The 24,227-nt window shown below is 67.9% G+C and carries 19 protein-coding genes and 3 tRNA genes; 17 read left to right on the top strand and 5 right to left on the bottom strand.

Translation table 11 applies throughout. The features are described 5' to 3' along the window. The first annotated feature begins 62 nt into the window (after window positions 1–62). The 4 genes from D4740_RS06535 to D4740_RS06520 all read left to right on the top strand — a co-directional run bounded on the left by D4740_RS06535 (window position 63) and on the right by D4740_RS06520 (window position 5,981). Window positions 63–1,526 (top strand): sodium:alanine symporter family protein, encoded by a 1,464-nt coding sequence (locus tag D4740_RS06535; RefSeq protein WP_243107069.1) that lies wholly within the window; start codon window positions 63–65, stop codon window positions 1,524–1,526. Window positions 1,527–1,666: 140 nt separating this feature from the next. Then, a complete protein-coding gene (locus D4740_RS06530; RefSeq protein WP_119836126.1) occupies window positions 1,667–3,193 on the top strand; it encodes a sodium:alanine symporter family protein in 1,527 nt (508 codons plus the stop codon). Window positions 3,194–3,502: 309 nt separating this feature from the next. Beyond that, window positions 3,503–5,038 (top strand): sodium:alanine symporter family protein, encoded by a 1,536-nt coding sequence (locus D4740_RS06525; protein ID WP_119836125.1) that lies wholly within the window; start codon window positions 3,503–3,505, stop codon window positions 5,036–5,038. A 115-nt stretch (window positions 5,039–5,153) separates the two neighbouring features. Then, window positions 5,154–5,981, top strand: a complete 828-nt coding sequence (locus D4740_RS06520; protein ID WP_119836124.1) for a fumarylacetoacetate hydrolase family protein — start codon at window positions 5,154–5,156, stop codon at window positions 5,979–5,981. Here the strand turns inward: D4740_RS06520 and D4740_RS06515 are convergent. Then, a complete protein-coding gene (locus D4740_RS06515) occupies window positions 5,971–7,215 on the bottom strand; it encodes an aminotransferase class I/II-fold pyridoxal phosphate-dependent enzyme (protein ID WP_310732072.1) in 1,245 nt (414 codons plus the stop codon). The genes D4740_RS06520 and D4740_RS06515 overlap by 11 nt on opposite strands. A 175-nt stretch (window positions 7,216–7,390) precedes the next feature. Between D4740_RS06515 and gltX the strand changes: the two genes are divergently transcribed. Next, the gene (gltX, locus tag D4740_RS06510; protein ID WP_119836206.1) at window positions 7,391–8,974 is read left to right on the top strand and encodes a glutamate--tRNA ligase; all 1,584 of its coding nucleotides are present in this window, start codon (window positions 7,391–7,393) and stop codon (window positions 8,972–8,974) included. A 76-nt stretch (window positions 8,975–9,050) separates the two neighbouring features. On the opposite strand, the gene D4740_RS06505 is transcribed toward gltX, so the two are convergent. Continuing rightward, window positions 9,051–9,839 (bottom strand): hypothetical protein, encoded by a 789-nt coding sequence (locus D4740_RS06505; protein WP_147392859.1) that lies wholly within the window; start codon window positions 9,837–9,839, stop codon window positions 9,051–9,053. Between the two features lie 192 nt (window positions 9,840–10,031). Between D4740_RS06505 and D4740_RS06500 the strand changes: the two genes are divergently transcribed. The 12 genes from D4740_RS06500 to D4740_RS06445 all read left to right on the top strand — a co-directional run bounded on the left by D4740_RS06500 (window position 10,032) and on the right by D4740_RS06445 (window position 20,727). Next, window positions 10,032–10,103: transfer RNA gene (locus D4740_RS06500), tRNA-Gln, on the top strand. A 41-nt stretch (window positions 10,104–10,144) separates the two neighbouring features. Then, window positions 10,145–10,217, top strand: a tRNA-Glu gene (locus D4740_RS06495). A gap of 119 nt (window positions 10,218–10,336) precedes the next feature. Continuing rightward, window positions 10,337–10,409 (top strand) — tRNA-Glu (locus tag D4740_RS06490). Between the two features lie 103 nt (window positions 10,410–10,512). Then, window positions 10,513–12,198: a ribonuclease J gene (locus D4740_RS06485; RefSeq protein WP_259390699.1), complete on the top strand. Its 1,686-nt coding sequence runs from the start codon at window positions 10,513–10,515 to the stop codon at window positions 12,196–12,198. A gap of 8 nt (window positions 12,199–12,206) precedes the next feature. Next, on the top strand, window positions 12,207–13,130 hold the full coding sequence (locus D4740_RS06480) for a PfkB family carbohydrate kinase (protein WP_119836204.1): 924 nt from the start codon (window positions 12,207–12,209) through the stop codon (window positions 13,128–13,130). 98 nt (window positions 13,131–13,228) lie between these two features. Then, complete coding sequence (locus D4740_RS06475; RefSeq protein WP_119836121.1) at window positions 13,229–16,252, top strand: DNA translocase FtsK; 3,024 nt, start codon at window positions 13,229–13,231, stop codon at window positions 16,250–16,252. Between the two features lie 164 nt (window positions 16,253–16,416). Continuing rightward, window positions 16,417–17,034: a CDP-diacylglycerol--glycerol-3-phosphate 3-phosphatidyltransferase gene (pgsA, locus tag D4740_RS06470; protein WP_119836120.1), complete on the top strand. Its 618-nt coding sequence runs from the start codon at window positions 16,417–16,419 to the stop codon at window positions 17,032–17,034. Between the two features lie 8 nt (window positions 17,035–17,042). Then, complete coding sequence (locus D4740_RS06465) at window positions 17,043–17,600, top strand: CinA family protein (RefSeq protein ID WP_396027232.1); 558 nt, start codon at window positions 17,043–17,045, stop codon at window positions 17,598–17,600. Window positions 17,601–17,880: 280 nt separating this feature from the next. Beyond that, window positions 17,881–18,288 (top strand): helix-turn-helix domain-containing protein, encoded by a 408-nt coding sequence (locus D4740_RS06460; RefSeq protein WP_279221425.1) that lies wholly within the window; start codon window positions 17,881–17,883, stop codon window positions 18,286–18,288. A gap of 151 nt (window positions 18,289–18,439) precedes the next feature. Further along, on the top strand, window positions 18,440–18,685 hold the full coding sequence (locus tag D4740_RS06455; RefSeq protein WP_119836119.1) for a DUF3046 domain-containing protein: 246 nt from the start codon (window positions 18,440–18,442) through the stop codon (window positions 18,683–18,685). Window positions 18,686–18,910: 225 nt separating this feature from the next. Continuing rightward, window positions 18,911–20,209 (top strand): recombinase RecA, encoded by a 1,299-nt coding sequence (recA, locus tag D4740_RS06450; RefSeq protein ID WP_119836118.1) that lies wholly within the window; start codon window positions 18,911–18,913, stop codon window positions 20,207–20,209. Next, window positions 20,209–20,727: a regulatory protein RecX gene (locus D4740_RS06445; protein ID WP_119836117.1), complete on the top strand. Its 519-nt coding sequence runs from the start codon at window positions 20,209–20,211 to the stop codon at window positions 20,725–20,727. Before recA ends, D4740_RS06445 begins: the two co-directional genes overlap by 1 nt. A 128-nt stretch (window positions 20,728–20,855) precedes the next feature. Here D4740_RS06445 and D4740_RS06440 read toward each other — a convergent pair whose 3' ends face one another. From D4740_RS06440 to D4740_RS06430, 3 genes are read right to left on the bottom strand one after another with little or no spacing between them, the layout of a single operon-like run. After that, the gene (locus tag D4740_RS06440) at window positions 20,856–22,310 is read right to left on the bottom strand and encodes a sugar ABC transporter substrate-binding protein (protein ID WP_119836116.1); all 1,455 of its coding nucleotides are present in this window, start codon (window positions 22,308–22,310) and stop codon (window positions 20,856–20,858) included. Window positions 22,311–22,319: 9 nt separating this feature from the next. After that, the gene (locus D4740_RS06435) at window positions 22,320–23,303 is read right to left on the bottom strand and encodes a carbohydrate ABC transporter permease (protein WP_119836115.1); all 984 of its coding nucleotides are present in this window, start codon (window positions 23,301–23,303) and stop codon (window positions 22,320–22,322) included. 13 nt (window positions 23,304–23,316) lie between these two features. Beyond that, window positions 23,317–24,222, bottom strand: coding sequence for a carbohydrate ABC transporter permease (locus tag D4740_RS06430; protein ID WP_119836114.1), 906 nt, complete (start codon window positions 24,220–24,222; stop codon window positions 23,317–23,319). Window positions 24,223–24,227 lie beyond the last annotated feature (5 nt).

Genomic DNA, 24,227 nt, shown 5'->3' with positions numbered 1-24,227 from the left:
CCGTGACACGAGCCCTTCCCAACGTCCTGGCCCCGGCCCTGGCGGCCCAGGCCGAGGAGCCGGTGAACCTGGAGGAGCAGGTTGCCACCGTCCTCGAGCTGGTCAGCGACACCTTCTACACCTACGTCCTGGCGGTCCTCCTGGTGGGGGCAGGTATCTACCTCACCGTGCGCACCCGCGGCGTCCAGGTGCGTCACTGGGGCACCATGCTGGCCTCCGTGGTGCGCTCGCGCACGGGTGCGCGCGGAGGGATCTCCTCCTTCCAGGCCTTCGCCGTCGGACTGGCGGCCCGGGTGGGCATCGGCAACATCGCCGGGGTGGCGATCGCCGTCGTCGCCGGAGGGCCGGGTGCCTTGTTCTGGATGTGGGTGGTGGCCGTCATCGGCATGGCCACGGGCTTCACCGAGTCCACGCTGGCCCAGGTCTTCAAGGAGAGGGGACGCGACTTCACCTTCCGGGGCGGGCCCGCCTACTACATGAAGAACGGCCTGGGCTCTCGGCTCCTAGGCAGCGTCTTCGCGGTCATGTGCATCGTCTCGGTGGGCGGCACCGTGGTCATGGTCCAGACCAACGCCCTGGCGGGGGTGGTCAGCGCGACCGTGCCCTCCGTCCAGCCGTGGATGGTCGGGGTCTGCCTGGTGCTGCTCACCGGTCCCGTGGTCCTGGGCGGGCTGAGGTCCGTGGCACGGGTGACCGAGTGGCTGTCCCCGGTCATGGCGCTGATCTACGTCGTCGTCGCCCTCGTGGTCATCGTGGCCAATATCGCTGAGGTCCCGGGGGTGCTCGTCTCTGTCGTGCGCGGCGCCTTCGGGGCCGACCAGGCACTGTTCGGGACCGCAGGTGGCATGGTCGCCGCGCTCGTCAACGGTGTGCGCCGCGGCCTGTTCTCTAACGAGGCCGGCCTGGGGACCGTGCCTAACGCCGCCGGCACGGCCACGGTCTCCCACCCGGTGCGGCAGGGGCTCATCCAGGGCTTCGGGGTCTTCGTGGACACGGTCGTGGTGTGTACGGCGACCGGGCTGCTGATCCTCCTGGCCACCGACACCTACCAGCCTGGCAACGACTCCCTCGTGGGGGCGGTCCTGACCCAGCAGGCCGTGGTGGAGCACCTGGGGTCGTGGACGACCTGGCCCATGGTGGTGCTCATCTTCGTCCTCGTCTTCTCTACCGTCCTGGGCTGCTACTCCTACTCCCAGGTCAATGTCAACTTCCTGGGCGGCCAGCACCGTGCCGAGCAGGCCTTTGGCGTGCTGCTGACTGCTGCGGCCTTTACCGGGTGCGTGCTGACACTGCCCGTGGTGTGGGCGCTGACTGACATCGCCCTGGGGCTGCTCGGCCTGCTCAACCTGGTGGTTATCGTGTGGCTGGCGCCCTGGGCACTGGGGGCGCTGCGCGACTTCGAGGCCCAGCGTCGGCAGGGCCGGGACCCGGTGTTCTCCGGGCACGCCAACCCTTACCTGCCCGGTGACGTCGTCGAGGGTGTCTGGGAGCCTGAGGAGCCGGGGGCCGAGGTCCCCCTCCGGTAGGCCCCGGTCCTCATGGCGCGCAGGGCCTGCCGACTGGACCGCAGGACCACCAGCCGCGCCACTGCTCCTGAGGCCTGGTAGCCACCGTTACGACCCGGGGACCGCTTCGGGAGAGCCCACTCGGAAGAACCAGGAGAATCATGTCTGCTCTTCAGTCGTTCCTGACCAGTACCTCCGACCTCCTCTTCTCCACGGTGCTCGTGTGGCTGCTGCTGGCCGTGGGCCTGTACTTCACCGTCCGTACCCGGGCGGTCCAGCTGCGGCACGCGGGCAGTATCGCCGGTGCTGTGGCGGGATCACGGTCAGGGGCGCAAGGCGGTATCTCCTCCTTCCAGGCCTTCGCCATAGGGCTGGCCTGCCGGGTGGGCACCGGCAACATCGTGGGGGTGGCACTGGCCCTGGCCTGGGGAGGTCCGGGCGCGGTTCTGTGGATGTGGCTGGTAGCTGTCCTCGGCACGGCCACCGCTTTTGCCGAGTCCACCCTGGCGCAGGTCTTCAAGGTGCGCCGTGGCGACGGGACGTTCCGTGGAGGCCCGGCCCACTACATGTCGCTGGGGCTGGGGCTGCCGGTCATGGGCGGGATCTTCGCGGTCGTGTTCATGGTCGCCAACGGTCTGGCCATGCCCATGGTGCAGGCCAACGCCATCACCGCCTCCCTGGGTGCTGCCAGCGGCCTGCCCGCCTGGGTCGGCGCGCTCCTGGTCACGGCCCTGACGGCACCCGTCCTGCTGGGAGGTCTGCGTGCCATGGCCCGGGTGGCTGAGTACCTGGCCCCGTTTATGGCTCTGTCCTACCTCCTGCTCGTCCTGGTGATCCTGCTGACGCACCCCGGTGAGGCCTGGGAGGCCCTGCGCTCGATCTTTGCCCACGCCCTGGGCCTGCGTCCCGGGCTGGCGGGAGTGGCCGGCGGGATCATGGCCGCCGTCCTCAACGGTGTGCGCCGAGGACTGTTCTCCAACGAGGCGGGCCTGGGAGGCTCCGCGTGTGCCGCAGGGTCGGCAACCGTCTCCCACCCGGTCCAGCAGGGTCTTATCCAGGCCTTCGGCGTCGTCGTGGACACGCTCGTGGTCTGCACGGCGACCGCCCTGGTCATCCTCGTGGCCGGGCGGCGCGTTGACATCGCGGGAGCGACCAGTGACGACGCCGCTGGGCACCTGACACAGGACGCCGTGGCCGGGCTGGTGGGGGAGTGGACTCGGTGGCCTATGGCGGTCCTGGTCATGGTCCTGGCCTACACCACGATCATCGGAGCCTTCTCCTACGCCCAGGTCTGCCTGGACTACCTCACACGCTCCCCCCTGGCCTCCTACTGCCTTCAGGTCGCCGCCGTGTGCTGTGGCGCCCTGGGAGCGGTCCAGCCTCTGACCACCGTGTGGACACTGGCGGACGTCCTTCTGGGGATCGGTGCCATCCTCAACCTGACCGCCCTGGCTCTGCTGGGGCGGTGGGTCGTCGGTGCGCTGCGGGACTGGGAGGCTCAGCGCGGCGCCCGGATTGTCGGGCCGTCCCCGGGGAGGAGCGAAGACGTGCCTGGTCCGGCGGTCCCGACGCAGCCCGAGTTCCATGCCGACTCCCCCTACTTGCCTGCACCTCTCACCACTGGTGCGTGGCCCCTGGCAGCACAGGGCCAGGGCAGTAGGAGCCCGGTGGTACCTCAGGCTGACTAGGGGCGCGGGCCAGCCTGGGGTACCGTCTTAGAGCCCTGGTGCTGGGGGCAGCCGACTGGGGGACGAGCTCCTGCCGTCTCTTCCCGAGACCGCCGCACGGAGACGTTACGAGGACGAAACAGGCACTCTTCTATCCTCCCGGGATCTTCGTCCACATCACGTTCCACCTGCTCCCGCCTCGCTGGTTCCGGGACGACCGGGGACTGTCCTGCCCGACCTCCCCGGTGCCAGGGCCTCTTCTCCTACGGGGATCGGCTGTCTCGGCTGCTAGGTGGGTCGGGTGCGCGTGCCGGCACCCCTGGAGGCACCATGCCCTGTGGCCAGTTCGTCGTCAGCGCCAGCGTCCTTGACGCGCCTACTGCCTTCCTGGCTGATGTCAGCGACCGGTTCTACACCCAGGTCCTGGCGTGGCTGCTCCTCGCTGCAGGTATCTACTTCACCGTGGGCACGCGTTGTGTCCAGCTGCGTCTCTTCGGGCGCATGATCGCGACCATCGCCAGATCCCGCAGCAACACCGCGGGTGGTATCTCCGCCTTCCAGGCCTTCACCGTCGGGCTGGCCTCCCGGGTGGGGACGGGCAACATCGTCGGTGTCGCCATCGCTATCACGCTGGGCGGTCCCGGTGCGGTGTTCTGGATGTGGGTCGTGGCCCTGGTGGGAATGGCGACAGGGTTCGTCGAGTCCACCCTGGCCCAGATGTACAAGGTCGCCAGCCCCGACGGAACCTTCCGGGGCGGTCCTGCCTACTACATCTCCCGGGGGCTGGGGTCGAGGTTCTGGGGGTCGGTCTTTGCCGTCATCATTACCTTCGTCTTTGGCTTCGCCTACGAGGCCACCCAGGCCAACGCCATCTCTGGCGCGCTGGAGGGGACCTTCGGGGTCAACAGGTGGCTGACCGCCGTGGTCCTGGTCGCGATCACCGGCCCGGTCGTCTTCCGGGGGATTCGACGCGTGGCCCGTATCACCGAGTGGGTGGCCCCGGTCATGGCGCTGCTGTACGCGGTGCTCGCCGTGGTGATCCTCCTTGTCAACATCCGGGCCATTCCAGGGGCGTTCAGCATGATCCTCCAGGGTGCCTTCGGCCTGCAGGAGGCCTTCTACGGCACGGCGGGTGGTATTACCGCAGCGGTGATCAACGGGGTGAAGCGGGGCCTGTTCTCCAACGAGGCGGGGGAGGGGTCGGTACCCAACGCCGCTGCTACCGCCTCGACTCCTCATCCGGTCAACCAGGGCTTCATCCAGTCCTTCGGGGTGTTCATGGACACCATGGTCGTGTGCACGGCTACTGCCCTCATCGTGCTGCTGTCAGGGGTCTACAGCCCTGACCCCGCGGTGGCAGACACACTCAACGCCAACACCCTGACAGCCCAGTCGGTCGCGGCCGTCCTGGGCCCGTGGGCCGAGGGGCTCATGGCGGTCGTCATCTTCGTGTTCGCCTACTCCTCCCTCCTGGGTAACTACACCTACGCCGAGATCAACGTCGACTTCCTACGTCGGGGCTCGCGCACCTCCGGTCACCTGTTCCTGAGGTCCATGATCGTGGTGGCCACGTTCAGTGGCTCTGTGGCCAGCCTGGAGCTTGTGTGGAACCTGTCGGACATCGCCATGGGGGTTATGGCCGTCATCAACATCGTCGCCATCATCCTCCTGGGACGGTGGGCCTTTGGGGCGCTGCGGGACTGGGAGGCCCAGAACGCGGCGGTACGTCAGGGGCAGGCCAGGCAGATCCGCTTCGTGTCCACAAGCAACCCCCATCTGCCCGGAGTCCTTCCGGGCCAGGTGTGGTCCACCCCGGACAACGTGCCGGAGTCGCTGGCGACGGCGCAGCCCGAGGACAAGGCCTGACCCACGTGACCGTAGCAGGTTGCCCGTGGCTCCGGCAGGGGCAGTCGGCACCTGCCGACAACACCACCAGGTGGGATGGGGCAGGCAGCCTCCTGGCAGGCCTTAGGCTCTCCCTATGAGGATTGCGCGCTTCTCTACCGGTGACGAGCCGCGTTACGGCATCGTCCAGGGAGTTCCGGACACTGAGACCACTCCCTCCGGGGACTGTGACGGCCACCTCCTGGTCCTCAGGGGGGACCCGTTGTTCTCCCTGCCGGAGGCTACGGGGGAGGTGGTGGAGCTGCGCGACGCCCGTCTTCTCTCCCCGGTCATCCCCCGTTCCAAGGTGGTTGGTGTCGGGAGCAACTACCGTGAGCACGCCCTGGAGATGGGGCAGCCCGGCCCGCCGGAGACTCCGGTCGTCTTCCTCAAGCCCAACACGAGCGTCATTGGTCCTGACGTACCGGTCGTCCTTCCGGGGTGGACCAGTGAGGTCAGCTATGAGGCAGAGCTGGCGGTCGTGGTGCGGACCCTGGCCAAGGACGTCTCCGTCCAGGACGTGCCCGACGTCGTCCTGGGGTACACGGTGGCCAACGACGTCACTGCGCGTGACTGCCAGCGCACCGAGCCCCAGTGGGTCCGGGCCAAGGGGTTTGACACCTCCTGCCCCCTGGGGCCGTGGATCGAGGTCCCGGAGCCGGGGCGTGAGCCTGCCTTCGACCCGGCGGACACGGTGGTGCGCGCCCGTGTGGACGGTGTGCTGGTCCAGGAGGGACGGACCAGGGACATGGTCCGCAGCATCGCCGAGCTCGTCTCCTACGTGTCCACTGTCTTCACGCTGCTGCCCGGCGACGTGGTGCTCACCGGCACGCCCGCCGGGGTTGGTGAGATCCGTGCAGGGCAGAGGGTGGAGGTGGAGGTCGAGGGGATCGGCTCGTTCTCCAACCCGGTCGTCAGGCGCTGACCGGGCGCTGCCGGGCCGCCGTGACGATCCTGCGGACGGTCTCCGCCTCAATGGCCCGGCCGGTGGCCAGGTTGAGGCGGCAGAAGCCGTCCCAGGCGTCCCCGAAGGTCACGCCCTCGTTCATGGCGACTCCCGCCCGGCGGCGGAAGAAGCGCGCCGGATTGTCCGTCCCCAGGCCGCGGCAGTCCAGCCACGCCAGGTAGGTCCCCTCCGGAAGGGTGACCTCCAGGCCGTCTGCGGTGTCCAGCCCCTGGCGCACCAGCTCGGCGTTGGTACGGATGTAGCGGCGTACCTGTGCTAGCCAGTCCTGGCCGTCACGAAGCGCGGCGAGGACTGCCTGCGCCCCCAGGAGCGACGCGCTGTGCGACAGTCCCGCGCTGCGGGGGTCCGCCTCCCACCGTGCCCGGGCCTGCCCTGAGGCGATCAGCTGGGCGCACTTAAGCGCCGGGATGTTCCAGCCCTTGGACACGGCGGTGGCCGTGTACGTGAGGGCCGGGTCCGTGTCTGGTAGGGAGCCGTAGGGGATGTGGGTCAGGGAGGGGTCTAGGACCAGGGGAGCGTGGACCTCGTCGGCGAACACGGGTACGCCATAGCGTGAGGACAGGAAGGCGACGGCGCTGAGCTCCTCGGCGGACAGGACCCGCCCCACAGGGTTCCAGGGGTTGCACAGTACCAGAAGCCCGGCTCCCTGCCGCATGGCGGCCTCGATCCCGTCCAGGTCCAGTTCCCAGCGAGGGGAGCCGTCATGGTTGCGCCGCTCCAGCGCCGGGACCTGTAGGCAGTCGCGGCCGTGGTGGCCCGGGATGCTGAGGAAGGGCATGTAGGCCGGGGTCGGGACGATGACGGGAGACCCCTCCCGGGTGTGGAAGGCGATGACCGCATTGAGAGCTGACAGCACGTCCGGCAGAAGGCTGACCTCCTCTGCGGGCACGTCCCACCCGAAGGCCTCGCGGTGGTAGCGAGCCACCTCCTGGCAGGCAGCCTGCGCGGTCTCTGGAGGCAGGTAGCCGATAGTCCCCTCCTGCGCGCAACGCTGGATTACTGCTGCCACCGCCGGGGCCGTGCCCAGGTCCATCTCCGCCACCCAGGCGCCGATGATGTCACCAGGGTAGTAGGTCCACTTCAGGGAGCCGCGTTCACGCATGACCTCCGGGGTCAGGGCGTCGAAGGAGCGCGTCAGCGACGTGGCTGAGCCCGGGGCAGGGACGGATGCTGGCTCGGACATACCGGACATGCTCCGACTCTACCGCCTCTACCGCTGTCTACCGGCCCGGAGAGGATTCCTGAGGTACAGGTGCACTAGGGTGGCCGGTGCGCCGCTAGGCTAGGCTCCCGTGACCGAGACGACCAGCGTGACGACCGACGCGCCAGAGGTGACTGACATGACTGACACGGAAGCCGCTACCGCCATGGCTGGTTCCGTCAACCCCACCTCCGGGGACGATGCCCCTGTCCGTGTCCGCTTCTGCCCCTCGCCCACAGGGGTCCCGCACGTGGGTCTGGTGCGTACCTGTCTGTTCAACTGGGCCTACGCCCGTCACACGGGCGGCACCTTCGTGCTGCGCATTGAGGACACTGACGCCGCACGCGACTCCGAGGAGTCCTTCCAGGCGATTCTGGACTCCCTGACCTGGCTGGGCCTGGACTGGGACGAGGGGGTGGGGCGGGGCGGCCCGCACGGGCCCTACCGGCAGTCCCAGCGTATGGGCCTCTACCGCCAGGTTGCCGCTGAGCTCCTGGAGGCGGGCTACCTCTACGAGTCCTTCTCCACCCCGGAGGAGATCGAGGCCCGCCACCGCGAGCGGGGGGAGGACCCCAAGCTCGGCTACGACGGCTACGACCGGGACCTCACGCCGGAGCAGAAGGCCGAGCTGCGTGCCCAGGGGCGTCGCCCCGTGCTGCGTCTGCGCATGCCTGAGGAGGACATCACCTTCACCGACCTGGTACGAGGTCCCATCACCTTCAGGGCTGGAAGCGTGCCTGACTACGTCGTGGTCCGTGCTGGAGGGGAGCCGCTGTACCCGCTGGTCAACCCTGTGGACGACGCCGCCATGGGGATCACCCACGTCCTGCGCGGGGAGGACCTGCTGTCCTCCACACCGCGCCAGATCGCTCTCTACCGTGCCCTTGTGGCCATCGGCCGGGCCCCGGGTGTGCCCGAGTTCGGCCACCTGCCCTACGTCATGGGGGAGGGCAGCAGGAAGCTGTCCAAGCGTGACCCTGAGTCTAACCTGCTTATCCACCGCTACAGGGGCATGGTGCCCGAGGGGTTGCTCAACTACCTTGCCCTGCTGGGATGGTCGCTCAGCGCCGACCGCGACGTCTTCTCCTCCCGTGAGCTGGTCGAGGCCTTCGACGTGCGTGACGTCAACCCCAACCCGGCGCGCTTTGACCTCAAGAAGTGTGAGGCGATCAACGCTGAGCAGATCAGGCTGCTTCCGCCGCAGGAGTTCCGTGACCGGCTGGTGCCCTACCTCGCTGACGTCTATCCAGACCCTGCTGGCGAGGTGGCGCAGGCCCCGCTGGTCAGCGCGCCGGTGTACGCCGACCTGACCGCGCGGGAACAAGCCGTGCTAGATCAGGCGGCGCCGCTGATCCAGACTCGCATCCAACTGCTGCGCGAGAGCCGGGAGATGCTTGGTTTCCTGCTTGTTAGTGATGAGGAGCTGACCGCCAGGCTGACCGATGACAGGGCCGTGGCCAGGCTCAGGGACTCCGCGCCTGCCGTCCTGGACGCAGGGATCGCCGCCCTGGCGAGCCTGGAGCCCGGGCAGTGGACGGCAGCACGGATCGAAGAGCTGCTGCGTGAGGCGATCGTGGAAGGCACGGGCATGCCGGGGGGAGAAGGCATCAAGCCTCGTCTTGCCTTTGGCCCCCTGCGTGTGGCCGTCACCGGGCGTCAGGTCTCTCCGCCGTTGTTCGAGTCGATGGAGATCCTGGGGGCCGCCCCCTGCCTGAGCCGTCTGCGCTCCCTGAGGGAGCGTCTGGGCTGAACCTGGGCGCATCCGGGGCTAATTTCCGGGGCTAATTAAGGCGCAGGGCTTAGGACGCCTGACTGAGCCGGGAGGCTCACATCGGTGTGGCGTCGATGCCCTCCAGTCGCAGCCCCGACAGGATGGTGTGCCACTGCTCGGTGGTCAGGCCGGCCCCGGAGTCGCAGATCACCATGGCGGAGAACATGAAGCCCTGCTGGCTCACGGTCCTGGCGAAGCGGTGGCCCTCGACCGGGTCGGACCCGTAGGTCGCGGTGAAGGTGGCCTCGTAGCCCTCCATCGTGGCCTCGTCGTCCCTGACCAGGTCCACGACGACGGGGTCGTCGGCGGAGTAGTCCTCCAGCGCGCCCTCCTTGGTCTCGATCTGCCTCTTGCTGAGGGAGTTGTCGTTGCCGTCAGGAGAGAAGAGCTCCTCGCCCGACTCCCGGGCGACGTAGCCGATGCAGGCGTGGTTGTTGGTGCGGTACCCCTCGATGTTGTCCTCGTCCCCGACGGACTCAGAGTTGGCTACGCTGTCGTCCTGATACCAGATCGACTCGTCCTCGTTGTAGAATTTGACGTCAGGGTTGGGCCACTGCGTGGGGGCGGCGGGGGCCTGCGTGGTGGCAGCAGGTGTCGGTGTGGAGGTGCTGGGCTGCCGGGTCACGACCGCTCCGGAGCGGGTCGGGGACTCCTCGGCCGCTGGGGTCTCCTCTGAGGAGCGCGGGGAGGCGGAGGTAGCGGAGCCGGCCCGGGTGCTGCTGTCGGAGCCGCCCAGGGAGCCACAGGCGCCCAGGACCAGCGTGGTCGCCAGGAGCATCGACGCCGCGGCGGTACGAGCTTGGCGGGACCGTCGCAGGCCTGAGGGGGGAGTGGGTGTGTTCACGGGAACCTCTGGAGTGGGACTAGTGGGTGTGACGGAGGTGATTCTAGGTGACACCTGGAAGTCGGGAGGAGCCCAGGGGCCGCACTCCCGCTGTGGCTGCACTCACGCCGAGACGAGTTGGCCGCTGGGTTACCAGACGTGTACATTACTACCCGCTGCACGGGAGCAACCGGCTTTCGGGAGGTTCCCCTGTGGGGTATGGTGTAATTGGCAACACGACTGATTCTGGTTCAGTTATTCTAGGTTCGAGTCCTGGTACCCCAGCGGAGCCTCCTCGGCTCCTGACCACAGTTTCATACTGACTTGCCCCCATCGTTTAGTGGCCTAGGACACCGCCCTCTCACGGCGGCGGCGCCGGTTCGAATCCGGCTGGGGGTACGGAGGCAGAGCACATGCTCGACTACGGTCAACTGCCGTAGTCAGAGGTACTGCGGTCATGCGCCGTGGTGCTGGGCGCGGACTCGTTGTGTCTTCCGACCACAGTTTCATACTGACTTGCCCCCATCGTTTAGTGGCCTAGGACACCGCCCTCTCACGGCGGCGGCGCCGGTTCGAATCCGGCTGGGGGTACCCAGGAGGCTCAAACTGCCTCATAGCCCGGCACAGGTACGGCACGTACCTGTGCCGGGCTCTTCTGCTCGGTGGACCTTCCCGGCTGGCTTACACTTCCGAGGTGACGAACTTTCCTGCACTGAAGGCTCCCGACCCGGTTCCCGAGGGGGCGCTGCGTGTCACCGCCCTGGGGGGACTCGGGGAGGTCGGGCGCAACATGACTGTCTTCGAGGTCGAGGACAGGCTGCTCGTGGTTGACTGCGGTGTGCTCTTCCCCGAGGAGGACCAGCCCGGTGTCGATCTCATCCTGCCGGACTTCTCCTCCATTGAGGACCGGCTCGACGACATTGTCGCCCTGGTCCTCACCCACGGTCACGAGGACCACATCGGCGGGGTGCCCTACCTGCTGAGGCTGCGTGAGGACATCCCCCTGGTGGGCTCCGAGCTCACGCTGGCCTTCGTGGAGGCCAAGCTGGCTGAGCACCGCATCCGTCCGGTCCTGCACCAGGTCCGTGAGCACGAGCGCACCGACTACGGCCCCTTTGACCTGGAGTTCGTGGCCGTCAACCACTCCATCCCCGACGCCATGGCCGTCATGATCCGTACCAGCGCAGGCAACGCCCTGGTCACCGGTGACTTCAAGATGGACTCCCTGCCTATCGACGGGCGTGTCACCGACCTGCGCTCCTTCGCCCGCTTCGGGGAGGAGGGCGTAGACCTGTTCTGCGTGGACTCCACCAACGCGGAGGTCCCCGGCATGATCGGCCACGAGGGGGAGATCGGGCCGGTGCTCGACGGGGTGTTCGCCGACTCCCAGGGGCAGATCGTCGTTGCTTCCTTTGCTAGTCACGTCCATCGCGTCCAGCAGGTCCTTGACGCCGCCGCGCTCCACGGCCGCCGGGTGGCACTGGTGGGACGCTCCATGGTGCGCAACATGGGAATCGCCTCTGCCCGCGGCTATCTCAAGGTGCCCGACGGGGTGCTGATCGACCCCCGTGACGTCACTACGCTGCCTCCTGACGAGCGTGTCCTCATGGTGACAGGCTCCCAGGGCGAGCCCATGGCGGCCTTGTCGCGCATGGCTCACTCCGAGCATCGCTCGGTGACGATCGAGCCGGGTGACACCGTGGTCTTCGCCTCCTCCCTCATCCCCGGCAACGAGAACTCGGTGTTCCGTGTCATCAACCAGCTGATGCGTCTGGGTGCCCGGGTCGTCCACCAGGGTAACGCTAAGGTCCATGTCTCCGGCCACGCCTCCTCCGAGGAGCTGCTCCACGTCTACAACATCGTCGGCCCCGGCAACGTCATGCCGATCCACGGCGAGATCCGGCACCTGGTGGCCAACGGCGCGCTGGCGGTCAAGACGGGAATCGACCCGGAGCGAGTGGTCCTGTGCGAGGACGGTGTCGTCGTCGACCTCGTTGACGGCAGGGCCGCCATCGCGGGACAGGTCCCGTGCGGCTACGTCTACGTTGACGGCGCCTCGGTGGGGGAGATTGATGAGACCGAGCTCAAGGACCGCCGGATCCTGGCGGAGGAGGGGTTCGTGTCGGTCTACGCGGTCGTGGAGACCAAGACTGGGACGATCCTCGCGGGCCCCCACATCCAGGCTCGGGGGATGGCTGAGGACGACGCCGTCTTCGACGACGTCCTTCCCGACGTCACCGAGGCCCTGGCCCAGGCCCTGGAAGGCGGTCGTGCTGACGCCTACTCGCTCCAGCAGGTTATGCGGCGCACGCTGGGCCGGTGGGTAGGGCGGCGGCTGAGGCGGCGGCCCATGATCGTCCCCGTGGTCATCGAGGCGTGACGTCCACCATGACTCGGCTCCGTCCAGCCTGCTTCATCTCCACCGGCTCGGTCCTGATCGACCTGCCTCTGCACGTGGGGCGCTTCCCTGCTCCGGGAGGTGCGGTCACCGGTGTCTCCTCGGGGCCAATGGTGGGCGGTGGCTACACGGTCGTGTCTGCCGTGGCCCGCCAGGGGACGTTTGCCGCCCTGGCCGCTACCTTGGGGACCGGACCCAACTCCGCCCAAGTGCGCGAGTCCATGAGGGTCGACGGTATCGAGCTCCTTGTCGAGGAGCTCGTCGGGGACATCGGCACCTGCACCACGCTGATCGAGCCCTCGGGGCGGCGTACCTATGTCACCACTGAGGGGGTCGAGGCCGAGCCGCAGCGGGAGGACCTGGAGCGCCTCGACCTGATGCGTGGGGACTGGGTCCATGCCACGGGCTACGACCTGGTGCACCCCAGCAGCCGCGCGGTCCTGGTGGACTGGCTCCTGGCTCTGCCCCCTGGGGTGAGCCTGGTTGTCGACCTCGGGCCGGTCCAGCCGGACATCCCTGACGAGGTGCTTCTTCCCCTGCTGCGCCGTACCTCCCTGCTGACCGGCAACCACCTGGAGATGACGCGGCTGGCTGCCCGGATGGGTGCCATCGAGGAGATCCGGGAAGCCTGTCCTGATGCCCTCCTGGTGTGGCGCACCGGGGGGAGCGGCTGCGTGCTGTGGCCGGTGGGGCAGGATCGTGCCGAGGTCCCCGGCTTCGCGCGTGACGTCGTGGACACGACAGGAGCGGGCGACACTCACACGGGGGTTCTTGTCGTGGGTCTTATGGACGGGCTGGACCCGGTGGCTGCTGCCTACCGGGCGAACGCGGCGGCGGCGCTGGCGGTGGCACGCGTCGGCCCGGCACGAGCGCCGCGACGTGAGGAGATCGACGCCCTGCTGCGTCAGGGCTGACCCGCCGGAGGCTGCCGGTCAGGACGTGAGTGGTCGCACCGGTGGCTGGCGGCGTGGCAGGCCGATACCCGACCAGTTTTCGATAGTTTCTGAGCACCATGGCCACTCGTCGAACCGTGAGCAGCTCCCGTTCCGCAGCGTCCTCCTCCGCGTCCCAGGGCCGGGGGGCAGGCCGGGGTGCCTCCGCTCCTGGTCCCGCCGGGAACGAGCCTGGTGGTCCTGCGGGCGGCCGCTACTGGAGCACAGCCTGGGGCTTCGCGATTATCGGCCTGGCGGTGCTGCTGGGCCTGCGCGAGTGGTTTGGCGTGTCAGGGACCGCCGGCGGCGTGCTTCACCACGTTGCCGCCGGTCCCGTAGGGGTCCTGAGCCTGGTGGTGCCGCTGCTGCTAGCGGCCCTGGGTACGGCTATGCTGCGTTCCTACCGGCTTGGAGCGGTCCACGCCAGGGTAGCGGTGGGCTGCCTGGGGCTCCTTGTGGCCGTCACCGGCATGATCCAGGTAGGAACAGGAAACCCCCGTCTTGTCGACGGTATCGCCGGGCTGGAGGACGCTGGCGGGCTGCTGGGCTGGGTGGTGGGCTACCCCCTGGTGGTGCTGTTCTCCTCCGTGGGTGCCTTCCTGCTGTTTGTCCTCCTGGCTGCCTTCTCCGCCCTCGTCCTGTCCGGGACGACGGTGGCCGAGCTGCGTGAGCGTGCAGCCGCCTACCGTGAGCAGCGCCGTGAGCAGGACACCGCGGACGGCGGCCTCGGGACGGGGGCGGACTCGCTGGCCCGGCGCGCCCTAGGACGCGTGCGTAACGGTGCAGGACGTGGTCGTGGTGCCAGGACAGGTGCCCGGGCGGCCGAGACGACGGTCCTGGACTCCTACGACGGTGATGAGGCCTTCCGCTCCGCCCTAGAGACGGAAGAGGAGAAGGAGCCGGGGGAGACGCCGGGGGAGACTAGGCAGCGCCCGCGCGGAAGCGGTCGCCGTCGGCGCTCGGTGGAGCATGATCTCCAGCCGGGCAGCGGCCGTGGGGGAGGGCAGCAGGCAAGAGGGTCCACCTCGGTACTGCCTGGACCCGGCTCCCCGGGAGGCTCCCTCGCCCCTGATGACGGTCCTGACGATGACGGTCCTGCCGGGACCCAGGTCATCGCCAGGGCTGACGACGCGCTGGCGGGGTCGCAAACTTCGGCGACGACGCTCGTGGGTACCTCACCACAGGCGGCTTCCCGGACAGGTGCAGGCCGGGGTGGCCGTGGGGGCCGCGCCTCCGTGCGCTCCGCGAGCCAGCTGGCCGCCCCGGACCCGGGCCCGACCGACCTTGACGCCGTCACGGTCGAGACCCCCGAGGTCACGGGAGCCGGGGGAGAGCCCCCGGAGGATCTGGCCGACCAGATAGCCCTAGGCTCTATGGCGCTGCCTGACGGCTCCACCTACAGCCTGCCCGAGGAGGGCCTCCTGTCGGCCGGGCCGGGACACGCCACCCGTACGGAGGCCAATGACCGCATTGTCGAGGCCCTGAGCGCCGTCTTCGCCGAGTTCAACGTTGACGCCACCGTGACCGGCTACACCCGGGGCCCCCAGGTCACTCGCTACGAGGTCCAGCGCGGTCGCGGGGTCAATGTCTCGCGTATCACCGGCCTGGAGAAGAACATCGCCTACGCGGTGGCCTCTGACGAGATCCGCCTGCTCACCCCGATCCCGGGCAAGAGTGCCATCGGTATCGAGATCCCCAACTCTGACCGTGAGATGGTCAACCTCGGTGACGTCCTGCGATCCTCGGCGGCCAGGAGGCAGGCCCACCCCCTGGTGGTGGGCCTGGGCAAGAACGTCGAGGGCGACTACGTGGTGACCAACCTCGCCAAGACCCCTCACCTGCTGGTCGCCGGCCAGACGGGGTCAGGAAAGTCCTCCTTCGTCAACTCCATGATCACCTCGATCATGATGCGTGCCACTCCTGAGGAGGTGCGCATGGTGCTGGTGGACCCCAAGCGGGTGGAGCTGACAATCTATGAGGGTATCCCGCATCTCATCACCCCGATCATCACCTCCCCGAAGAAGGCGGCAGAGGCCCTGGAGTGGGTGGTGCGGGAGATGGACGCCCGCTACGACGACCTCGCCTCCTTCGGCTACAAGCACATCGACGACTTCAACAAGGCGGTGAGGGCCGGGGAGATACAGCCGCTGCCCGGCTCCCAGCGGGAGATCAGCGCCTACCCCTACCTGTTGGTCGTCGTTGACGAGCTGGCTGACCTCATGATGACCGCGCCCAAGGACGTGGAGGCCTCCATCCAGCGCATCACCCAGCTGGCCCGGGCTGCGGGCATCCATCTCATCCTGGCCACCCAGCGTCCTGTGGCCCAGGTGGTCACCGGCCTCATCAAGTCCAACGTGCCCTCTCGACTGGCTTTTGCCACGGCCTCCCAGCTGGACTCGCGCGTCATCCTGGACCAGAACGGTGCTGAGACCCTGACCGGGCAGGGTGACGCCCTCTACCTGGGTCCCGGGGCCTCGGCACCGGTGCGTATCCAGGGCTCCTGGGTCACTGAGTCTGAGATCCGTCAGGTCGTGGACCACGTCAAGGCCCAGCTCACGCCCGACTACCGCGAGGACGTCGTCGTCCCAGAGGCCCGCAAGCAGATCGACGAGGAGATCGGTGACGATATGGACCTGCTGCTGCAGGCCACCGAGCTCATCGTCTCCAGCCAGTTCGGCTCGACGTCGATGCTGCAGCGCAAGCTGCGGGTGGGCTTTGCCAAGGCTGGACGGCTCATGGACCTGTTGGAGTCGCGTGAGGTCGTCGGCCCCTCCGAGGGCTCTAAGGCCCGTGAGGTCCTGGTGGCCCCGGAGCAGCTGGAGGAGACCCTGGCGTGGATCAAGGGCGACGCCGCCGCTCCCGGGAGTGGTACCCAGTCAGCGGGCAGTGCCGCGGAGGCCGTGGGGGCCGAGGATTCCGGGCAGGACGCCTCCCGGGACGTGCAGGAGGCGGGACGTGGGGCCACGTCCTCCTCTCCTCGGCGCTACAGTACGGATCCCCTGGAGGCCGGTTCGGGTGCTCCTGAGGCGGAGCCGTGGGACGACTCTGTCGAGGAGGACTCTGAGGACGCCTGGTCTCTGACCGGTCGTGGTCCCTCGTGGTAGGTGCCCTGGCCCGGAGCTCCTGGAGCTACTGACGGGGTACCGGCGGGTGCCGTAGCAGGCGCGCTGGCGGGTGTGGTGCTGGACGCCTTGTCGCCTTCTGCCTCATCTGCCCGGGCCGGGGCGTTCGGCCCCGTTGCGAAGTGAGGGAGGCTACGCTGTCCCCGATGAGCGCTACCCCGGCCACGGGCCCCGACCCGCAGTCTGAGCAGGTCCCCCTGCTTAACATCGCCAACGTCCTGACCATCCTGCGACTGCTTCTTGTCCCAGTCTTCGTCTGGCTCATGCTGCTTCCAGGAGGTGCCGCGCGGGTGGCTGCCCTCCTGGTCTTCTGCGTCGCGGCCGGCACCGACCGTCTTGACGGGCAGCTGGCCCGGTCCCGGAACTTGGTAACCAGCTTCGGGAAGCTGGCTGACCCGGTGGCGGACAAGGCCCTGACGCTGTCGGCCTTCGTCCTTCTCAGTGCTGACGGAACTCTGTGGTGGTGGGTGACCGCGCTGATCGTGCTGCGGGAGCTGGGGATCACAGTGATGCGCTTCCTTATGCTGCGTCGTGCTGTCATGGCGGCATCACGTGGCGGCAAGGTCAAGACGACCCTTCAGATGGCCGGGGTGATCGGGCTGCTTGCTCCCTGGGATCTGTTCCTGCCCGCCTTCGTGGCTGGGCTCCTTGTTCAGGTCTTCTACGGGGTTATTGCCGCCGCCCTGGTGGTCACGGTGGTGACCGGTCTGGACTACGTGCGTCAGGCGGTGGCCCTGTCCCGTGCGCAGGTGGAACAGGGGTGAGCGGAGCCATGACGACAGACATGACTAAGGACGTGACTAAGGAGATGACTGAGGAGCTGCGACAGGCTGCGGAGCGTCTGCTGGACGAGGCTGGCCGACGGCGACTGACCCTGGCGGTGGCGGAGTCCCTGACCGGAGGCATGGTGGCCTCTGCTCTTGCTGACGTGCCTGGCGCCTCTCGTGTGCTCGTCGGTGCCGTCGTAGCCTACGCCATGAGGGTCAAGAGCCAGGTCCTCGGCGTTGACCCGGTGCGCCTGGCCGAGGTCGGCCCGGTGGACAGTGTTGTTGCCGAGCAGATGGCGGCGGGGGTGTCGCGCCTTATGGGTGCCGACCTCGGTGTGGCCACAACCGGTGTCGCAGGACCGGGCGGTGCCGACGGTCACGAGGCGGGTACGGTCCACCTTGCGGTGGTCTCCGGCTGGGGTACGCGGCTCCAGGAGCTGCACCTTCCGGGTGGGCGGACCCAGGTGCGGTGCACGACGACGCTCAGGGCACTGGAGATGGTGACGCAGCTCCTGACCTCTGGTGTGCCGGGTGAGGGCGGTCGGCAGGCCAAGGAGGGCTGACCTTCCGGGAGCGTGCGCACGGAGGGGCTGGGCCGCCCGCGCGGCTCGTCCCCGATCAGCGCTGCCCTCCTGTGCGCAGGTGCACGGTCTAGGTCCGGGCTGACAGGGGCCAGTTGCCGGGGGTGTCCCGCACACAGGTGCACAACTGTACGACAAGGGTGCGGCTAAGAGGTTTTTAAGACTTCTTTCAGGAAGGGCAGTGAGGATCGTTGTGACGTCTTCGGAGGCTGTGTTGACGAAGACGGGAATGAATCCACGACGCGAATGGTTGTGCCAGATGATGAACAACGTGACTCGCACCCGCACCACCCGTCCGCTCAGCAAGATGCCGATGCAGGGCGTGTCCGCAACGGGCTATGCTGCTGCCGTGGACACGACCAAGCAAGACAATGTTCTCCTGCGCCGGGAGATCGGCGAGGTGCTCCGTTCTGTGCGTCAGCACCAGGGTCGCACTCTTCGTGAGGTCTCCAGCCAGGCGCGTGTGTCCCTGGGCTACCTGTCCGAGGTGGAGAGGGGGCAGAAGGAGGCTTCATCTGAGCTGCTGGCCTCGATCTGCCAGGCACTGGGGGCGCCGCTGTCCACGGTGCTGCGTGAGGTCTCTGACAGGATCGCCCTGACTGAGGGCGTCGTCATCCCTGACACTGTCCCTGATGAGCTGATCCGTCAGCAGAGTGCCTCCCTGCGCTGACCTCGTCCTGGGTCCTTCCTCCCCGCCGCTGCGCGCTGGTGCGTTCTCAGGTCCCCGAGCCGCTGAGCGCGGTCCGGGGACCTGCCGCTGTCTTCCGGGAGGGTCTGCGCGGTCCGGGGGCTCGCGGACGTGCTGGTGGCGGGAGGCCTAGGTGAGGCACTCGGAGTTCTGGGAGGCGGTGGAGACGGTCTTCGGCTCCAGTTACGGTCGTTCCCTGGCGCAGGACCTGGTCCTGCCCGGTCTGGGGGCGACCTGTGTGGAGGCGCTGGCTGACGGCGTCGCCCCCCGGAGGGTGTGGCACGCTTTGTGTGACGAGACACAGCGAAGTGACGCGGAACGGTGGGTGCTGCGTGACGACTCCCGGAGGCGGTCCCGCTTCTATGACGAGACTCTGTGACGCGTTGACACGCCGGTCTGGGACGCCTCGTAGTCGAACACGTGTTCGGGTACTCTTCTCCACAGACGACGCTGCTGCTTCATGGCTCCACAGGATGTCCAGGGGCAGCCTTACGTGTCAGTGGTCAGGCATACCGTCGTCTGCGAGCCCCGGCGAGGGGACCTCAGCAATGACCAGCCATGCCCGCCGCGGCTGAGAGCCGCCCGACTACCCGAGGTAGAGCACATGCCAGCAGCCACCCAGACCCAGGACCGTTCCAAGGCCCTGGCCACCGCACTCGCACAGATCGACAAGTCCTTCGGCAAAGGCTCCGTCATGCGCCTGGGCGACGACACGCGTCCACCGGTGTCCGTCATTCCCACCGGCTCGGTCGCCCTGGACGTGGCACTGGGTGTGGGGGGGCTTCCCCGGGGCCGTATTATCGAGGTCTACGGGCCTGAGTCCTCGGGGAAGACGACCGTAGCCCTCCACGCCGTGGCCAGCGCGCAGGCTGCCGGTGGCAACGCGGCCTTCATCGACGCCGAGCACGCCCTGGACCCGGTCTACGCCCAGGCCCTGGGGGTGGACATCGACAACCTCCTGGTCTCCCAGCCTGACACTGGTGAGCAGGCCCTGGAGATCACCGACATGCTGGTGCGCTCGGGAGGACTGGACATTATTGTCATCGACTCCGTGGCCGCCCTGGTGCCCAAGGCTGAGATCGAGGGGGAGATGGGGGACTCCCACGTCGGTCTGCAGGCCCGGCTGATGAGCCAGGCACTGCGCAAGATCACCGGAGCGCTGTCCTCGACAGGCACCACGGCGATCTTTATCAACCAGCTGCGGGAGAAGATCGGCGTCTTCTTCGGTAACCCGGAGACCACCACCGGTGGTAAGGCGCTGAAGTTCTACTCCTCGGTGCGCCTGGACGTGCGCCGTACCCAGACCCTCAAGGACGGTGACCAGCCCGTGGGCAACCGGACCCGGGTCAAGGTTGTCAAGAACAAGATGGCCCCGCCCTTCAAGCAGGCTGAGTTCGACATCCTCTACGGCCAGGGGATCTCCCGGGAGGGGAGCTTGCTGGACCTGGGGGTCGAGCACGCGGTAGTGCGCAAGTCCGGTGCCTGGTTTACCTATGGGGAAGACCAGCTGGGGCAGGGCAAGGAGAATGCGCGAGCCTTTCTCAAGGATAACCCCCAGCTCGCTGCGGAGATCGAGGAGAAGATCCTGGCTGCCCTGGGCATTGGCGAGCCCGGGCGCCGGGCTCGTGAGGAGGCCGCCCAGGAGGAGGCACAGGCCGCCCTTCAGGCCGCGGGCGGGGGTGCAGCCGTCTCGCCCCAGACTGACCCACCCGCTGAGACGGCGCGAGCGCGGGGGCGGGGCAGGAAGACCTCGCGGGAGCCCGCAGGACGGGCCAAGGGTCCTGCCACCAGAGGCGGTGGCAGACAGGCCACGGAGGCTGTGACGGCAGCAGCCGCCAAGCCCTCCACGGGCCCCGCAGAGGCCACAGAGACCATCTTCGGCGAGGACGCGGGCGGCTTCTGATGCCGTGGCTTACTGCGGACCCCCGTACCGAGGAGGTCGAGGCCGCCCGTGATATCGTCCTGCGCCGCCTCGATCGCAGCGCGGTGCCCCGGGCCGCCCTGGCCTCCCTGCTGGAGCGCAAGGACGTGGACCCCTCTGTCGCCGCAGAGGTCCTGGACCGGCTGGAGGCGGCGGGAGTTGTTGACGACCAGGCCTATGCCGCCACCCTGGCTCGCACGCGGTTCGCAGAGAAAGGCGTGGCAAGGCGGGCTGTCGCCGAGGAGCTGCGGCGCAAGGGTGTAGAGGAGGCGGCCGTCTCCTGCGCCCTGGAGCAGATCACGCCTGAGGACGAGGAGGCGGCAGCGCTGCGCCTGGCACGCAGGCGTGCGGCCACCATGACCGATCTTCCGACTGCCGTGTGTAGGCGGCGTCTCATCGCCTACCTGGGACGCAAGGGGTACGGCCGCGAGTTGAGCCTGCGTGCCGTCGCCCTGGCGGTTCCGGAGGCCGGAGACGACTCTGAGGAGGAGCTCGCGTAAGGGTGCCCTGAGATGCATTCGCCCCGGTGCCCCTTTTTCAGGGGCTACCGGGGCGAGCTGCATGCTGCCTCTCGCGTGAGCACCGTGGCGGTGCCCAGTGGTGGCGTCAGGTGCAGTCCGGCTGTCGGCTACCCCTCGTCCTCGTGCGTGGAGGTCTCGAAGAGCAGGTTCACCTGCTCGTTGTACCCGGTGAGGGAGGAGGCCGGGACCCCGTTGGCCCACACGTCCTCCATCGCGGGCGTCATGATCGCGGTGACGTCGGAGCCAAAGTAGGTCAGGGGGAAGAAGAAGGTGGTGCCTTCCTCCACGTGCTGGGTGAAGGGCTGCGTGGGCAGGCCCGTCTCCTCGAACACGGCCACAGCCTTCTGGGTGGACGAGGCGATCGCCGGGAAGACCACGCCCTGGGCGGCGATAATGTCCTGCGCTTCAGCGGTGCCCAGGAACGCCACCCACTTGGAGGCGGCCTCGATCTTCGTGGACTGCTTGACGATCGAGTCTCCCAGCCCGTTGAACAGGGAGGCGGAGGTGCCGCTGGGTCCCCTGGGGGTCGTGGTGATCCCGATACTGACGTCCAGGCCCGCGAAGGTGTTGAACATCCAGGCGCCGTGGATCGCCAGGGCCACCTTTCCCGAGCCGATCTGGACATCGGTGCCAGTGGCGTCGGAGAAGGCGCCGTTGGGATTCATGTATCCCTTGCGCACCAGGCCGAAGTACCAGTCGATGGTCTTCTGGAACTCGGGGTCGTCATAGCGGTAGCGGGTGCCCCAGGTCTCCTGGTCGGTGTACATCCAGCTCCCCAGGGAACCGGTGAAGGGGCTCCACTGGGTCTGGCCGTCAGAGCCGCCGGAGTCCTGGATACCGATGCCGTAGGTGGCGACATGTGCAGGGTCGAAGCCTTCCTCGTCCCCGCGCACGCCGTTGCGGTCCACGGTGAGCCTGGCCAGGACCTTCTCGAAGGTGCCCCCGTCATCAGGGTTCCATTCCCAGGTCGCCAGGTCCTCCTCGGTCAGGCCGGCCTCGGCCACCATGTCCTTGTTGTAGAAGACGGCCTCGGTGTCCCAGTCCTTGGGGCAGCCGTACTGGTGGCCGTCCTCGCCCTTCCACAGGTCGATCAGACCCTCCTGGAAGGCCGACTCGTCAACCTCGGCCCAGGCGGGCTGCTCCTCCAGGGGGACCAGGACGTCCAGGTCCGCGAGCTGGGCGAACCGGGCGATGTGGTCGGTGAAGACGTCCGGGGCGGTTCCCGCCAGGAGGCCTGCGGTCAGCTTGGTCCAGTAGTCGTCCCAGCCGAGCTGGGTGATGCGCACCCTGATCCCGGTCTTCTCCTCGAAGACGTCTGCGCACTGCTGGTATCCGGGCAGCTGGCTGGCGTCCCAGAGCCAGTAGTCGATCGTGCTGGAGTCGGTGCTGGCTCCTGTGCTGGAAGATCCCTGGGCGCAGGCGCCCAGGGTCAGGGCGGTGGCGGAGGCGGCCAGGGCTGACAGTGCGGTGCGCCGGGTCAGCAGAAGGCGCGACGGTGTTGCGGCGCTGCCGGAGGCGTCGGTGCGTGCGAAGCCAGTGTGTCTGAAGAATGTGGAGGTCATCGTTGTTCCTCACTTGATCCCGGTGAAGCCGATGGAGTTGACGATGCGCCTGGCCGCAGCCATGAACAGCAGCAGCATGGGCAGGGCTGCCACCAGGGTGGCTGCCATGAGGCCGGACCAGTCGGGACCGGTCTGGGGGGTCTGGGACTTGAAGACGGCCACGGCAACGGTCAGCACCTGGGAGGAGTCGGTGTAGGACACCAGCAGGGGCCAGAAGTAGTCGTTCCAGGCGGTGATGTAGGTCAGGATCGCCAGCGTGGTGATCGGGGCCCTTGCCATGGGAAGGATCAGCTGGAAGAACACGCGGATCTTTGAGGCGCCGTCCAGCAGGGCAGCCTCCTCCAGCTCACGGGGGATGTTCATGAAGAACTGCTTGAGGAAGAAGACCGCAAAAGGGGTCATGAACATCGTCGGCATGGCCACACCCAGCAGGGTGTCGATGAGTCCCAGCTGCCTGACGAGCACGAAGTTCGGCAGGAGGGTGAAGATCGAGGGAACCATGAGCGCGGCCAGGAAGACTGAGAAGACGGTGTCGCGGCCCGGCCAGCGCAGGCGAGCGAAGGAGTAGGCCGCCATGGCAGAGAAGAAGACCTGGCAGACGGTGACCAGGGTGGCCACGATGACGGAGTTGCGCAAGTAGAGCCAGAAGTTCATCGAGGCGCCCGAGCCGCCGTCAGCAATGGCCTCCTCAGTGGACTGCATGCCGAAGACCCGGGCGAACCCGCGCAGATTGGTGTCCACCGGCAGCACGGAGGTGGGGTCCGAGGCCAGCCCGGTGTTGGAGGACAGGGCGGTGCGCAGTACCCAGTAGAAGGGCAGGATCGTCATAATGATGATCAGGGACATGGCGACCCAGGCCAGTGCGCGTCCCAGGTTGAGGCGCCGCTGCTGGGCGGCGACGGTGCCAGGTGCTGCGGCCTGCGAGGTGCGGCGCTCCCGGCTGCCGCTGGAGGCCTCGGCCACGGTGGTGGTGCTGGTGGTGCTGGTGCTCATCGTCGTGCCCCTCTCAGTCCAGGTCCGTCTCGTTGGCGCGGGTCATGCGGTACTGCGCGACCGTGATGACGGCCAGGACCACCAGCAGCCCCACGGCCATGGCGGAGGCGTAGCCGAACTGGAAGCGGTCGAAGGCCATGTCGTAGATGTAGTACTGCAGCACTCGGCTGGCATTGACCGGGCCTCCCTGGGTGGTCACTGACACCGTGTCGAAGACCTGGAAGGAGCCGATCATCGTCATGATGAGCACCAGGGCCAAGATGGGGCGCAGCAGCGGGACCGTGATGCGCCAGAACATGGTCCACTCGCTGGCGCCGTCCACCTTGCCCGCCTCGTAGACGGTGCCCGGGATCGACTGCAGCCCGGCAAAGATGAGCAGGGCGGTGTAGCCCACGTGGCGCCACACGTTAATGACGGCGATGGTGGGGATGGCCAGGGCCGAGGAGAAGAAGTTCACCCGCTCACCGGTCAGGCCCTGGATGAGCTCGTTAGAGATCCCTAGCGTGTTGTCGAGGATCCACAGCCACAGCATGGCAACGACCACGTTGGAGACCAGGTAGGGGGTCAGCACGATGGAGCGCACCAGCGTGGACTGGGTCAGGCGCTGCATGAGCACGGCGATGGCCAGGGCCAGGACCGTCTGGAGCCCGATGTTGATGACGACGTACTCCAGAGTCACCCACACGGCGTTCCAGAAGGTCGAGTCGGAGGCCATGCGCTGGTAGTTGGACAGTCCCGTGAACTCCTCGGGGGTGAGCAGGTTGTACTCGGTGAAGGAGAGCCAGATACCGCGGGCCAGCGGCCAGAGGAAGAAGGCGACCAGGCCGATCGTCGCGGGGACGATGAAGGCCAGGCCCAGCCTGAGGTCGGAGCGGGGACGGCGACTGGCTTGTCGCGCGACCGGGGTCGAGATTGACATCGGGT

Origin of the sequence: Actinomyces sp. 2119 (assembly GCF_003591215.1) — a bacterium.
Classification (GTDB): Bacteria; Actinomycetota; Actinomycetes; order Actinomycetales; family Actinomycetaceae; genus Actinomyces; species Actinomyces lilanjuaniae.
The sequence above is the reverse complement of the archived record's forward strand: the minus strand, read 5'-3'. Positions and strand labels throughout refer to the sequence as shown.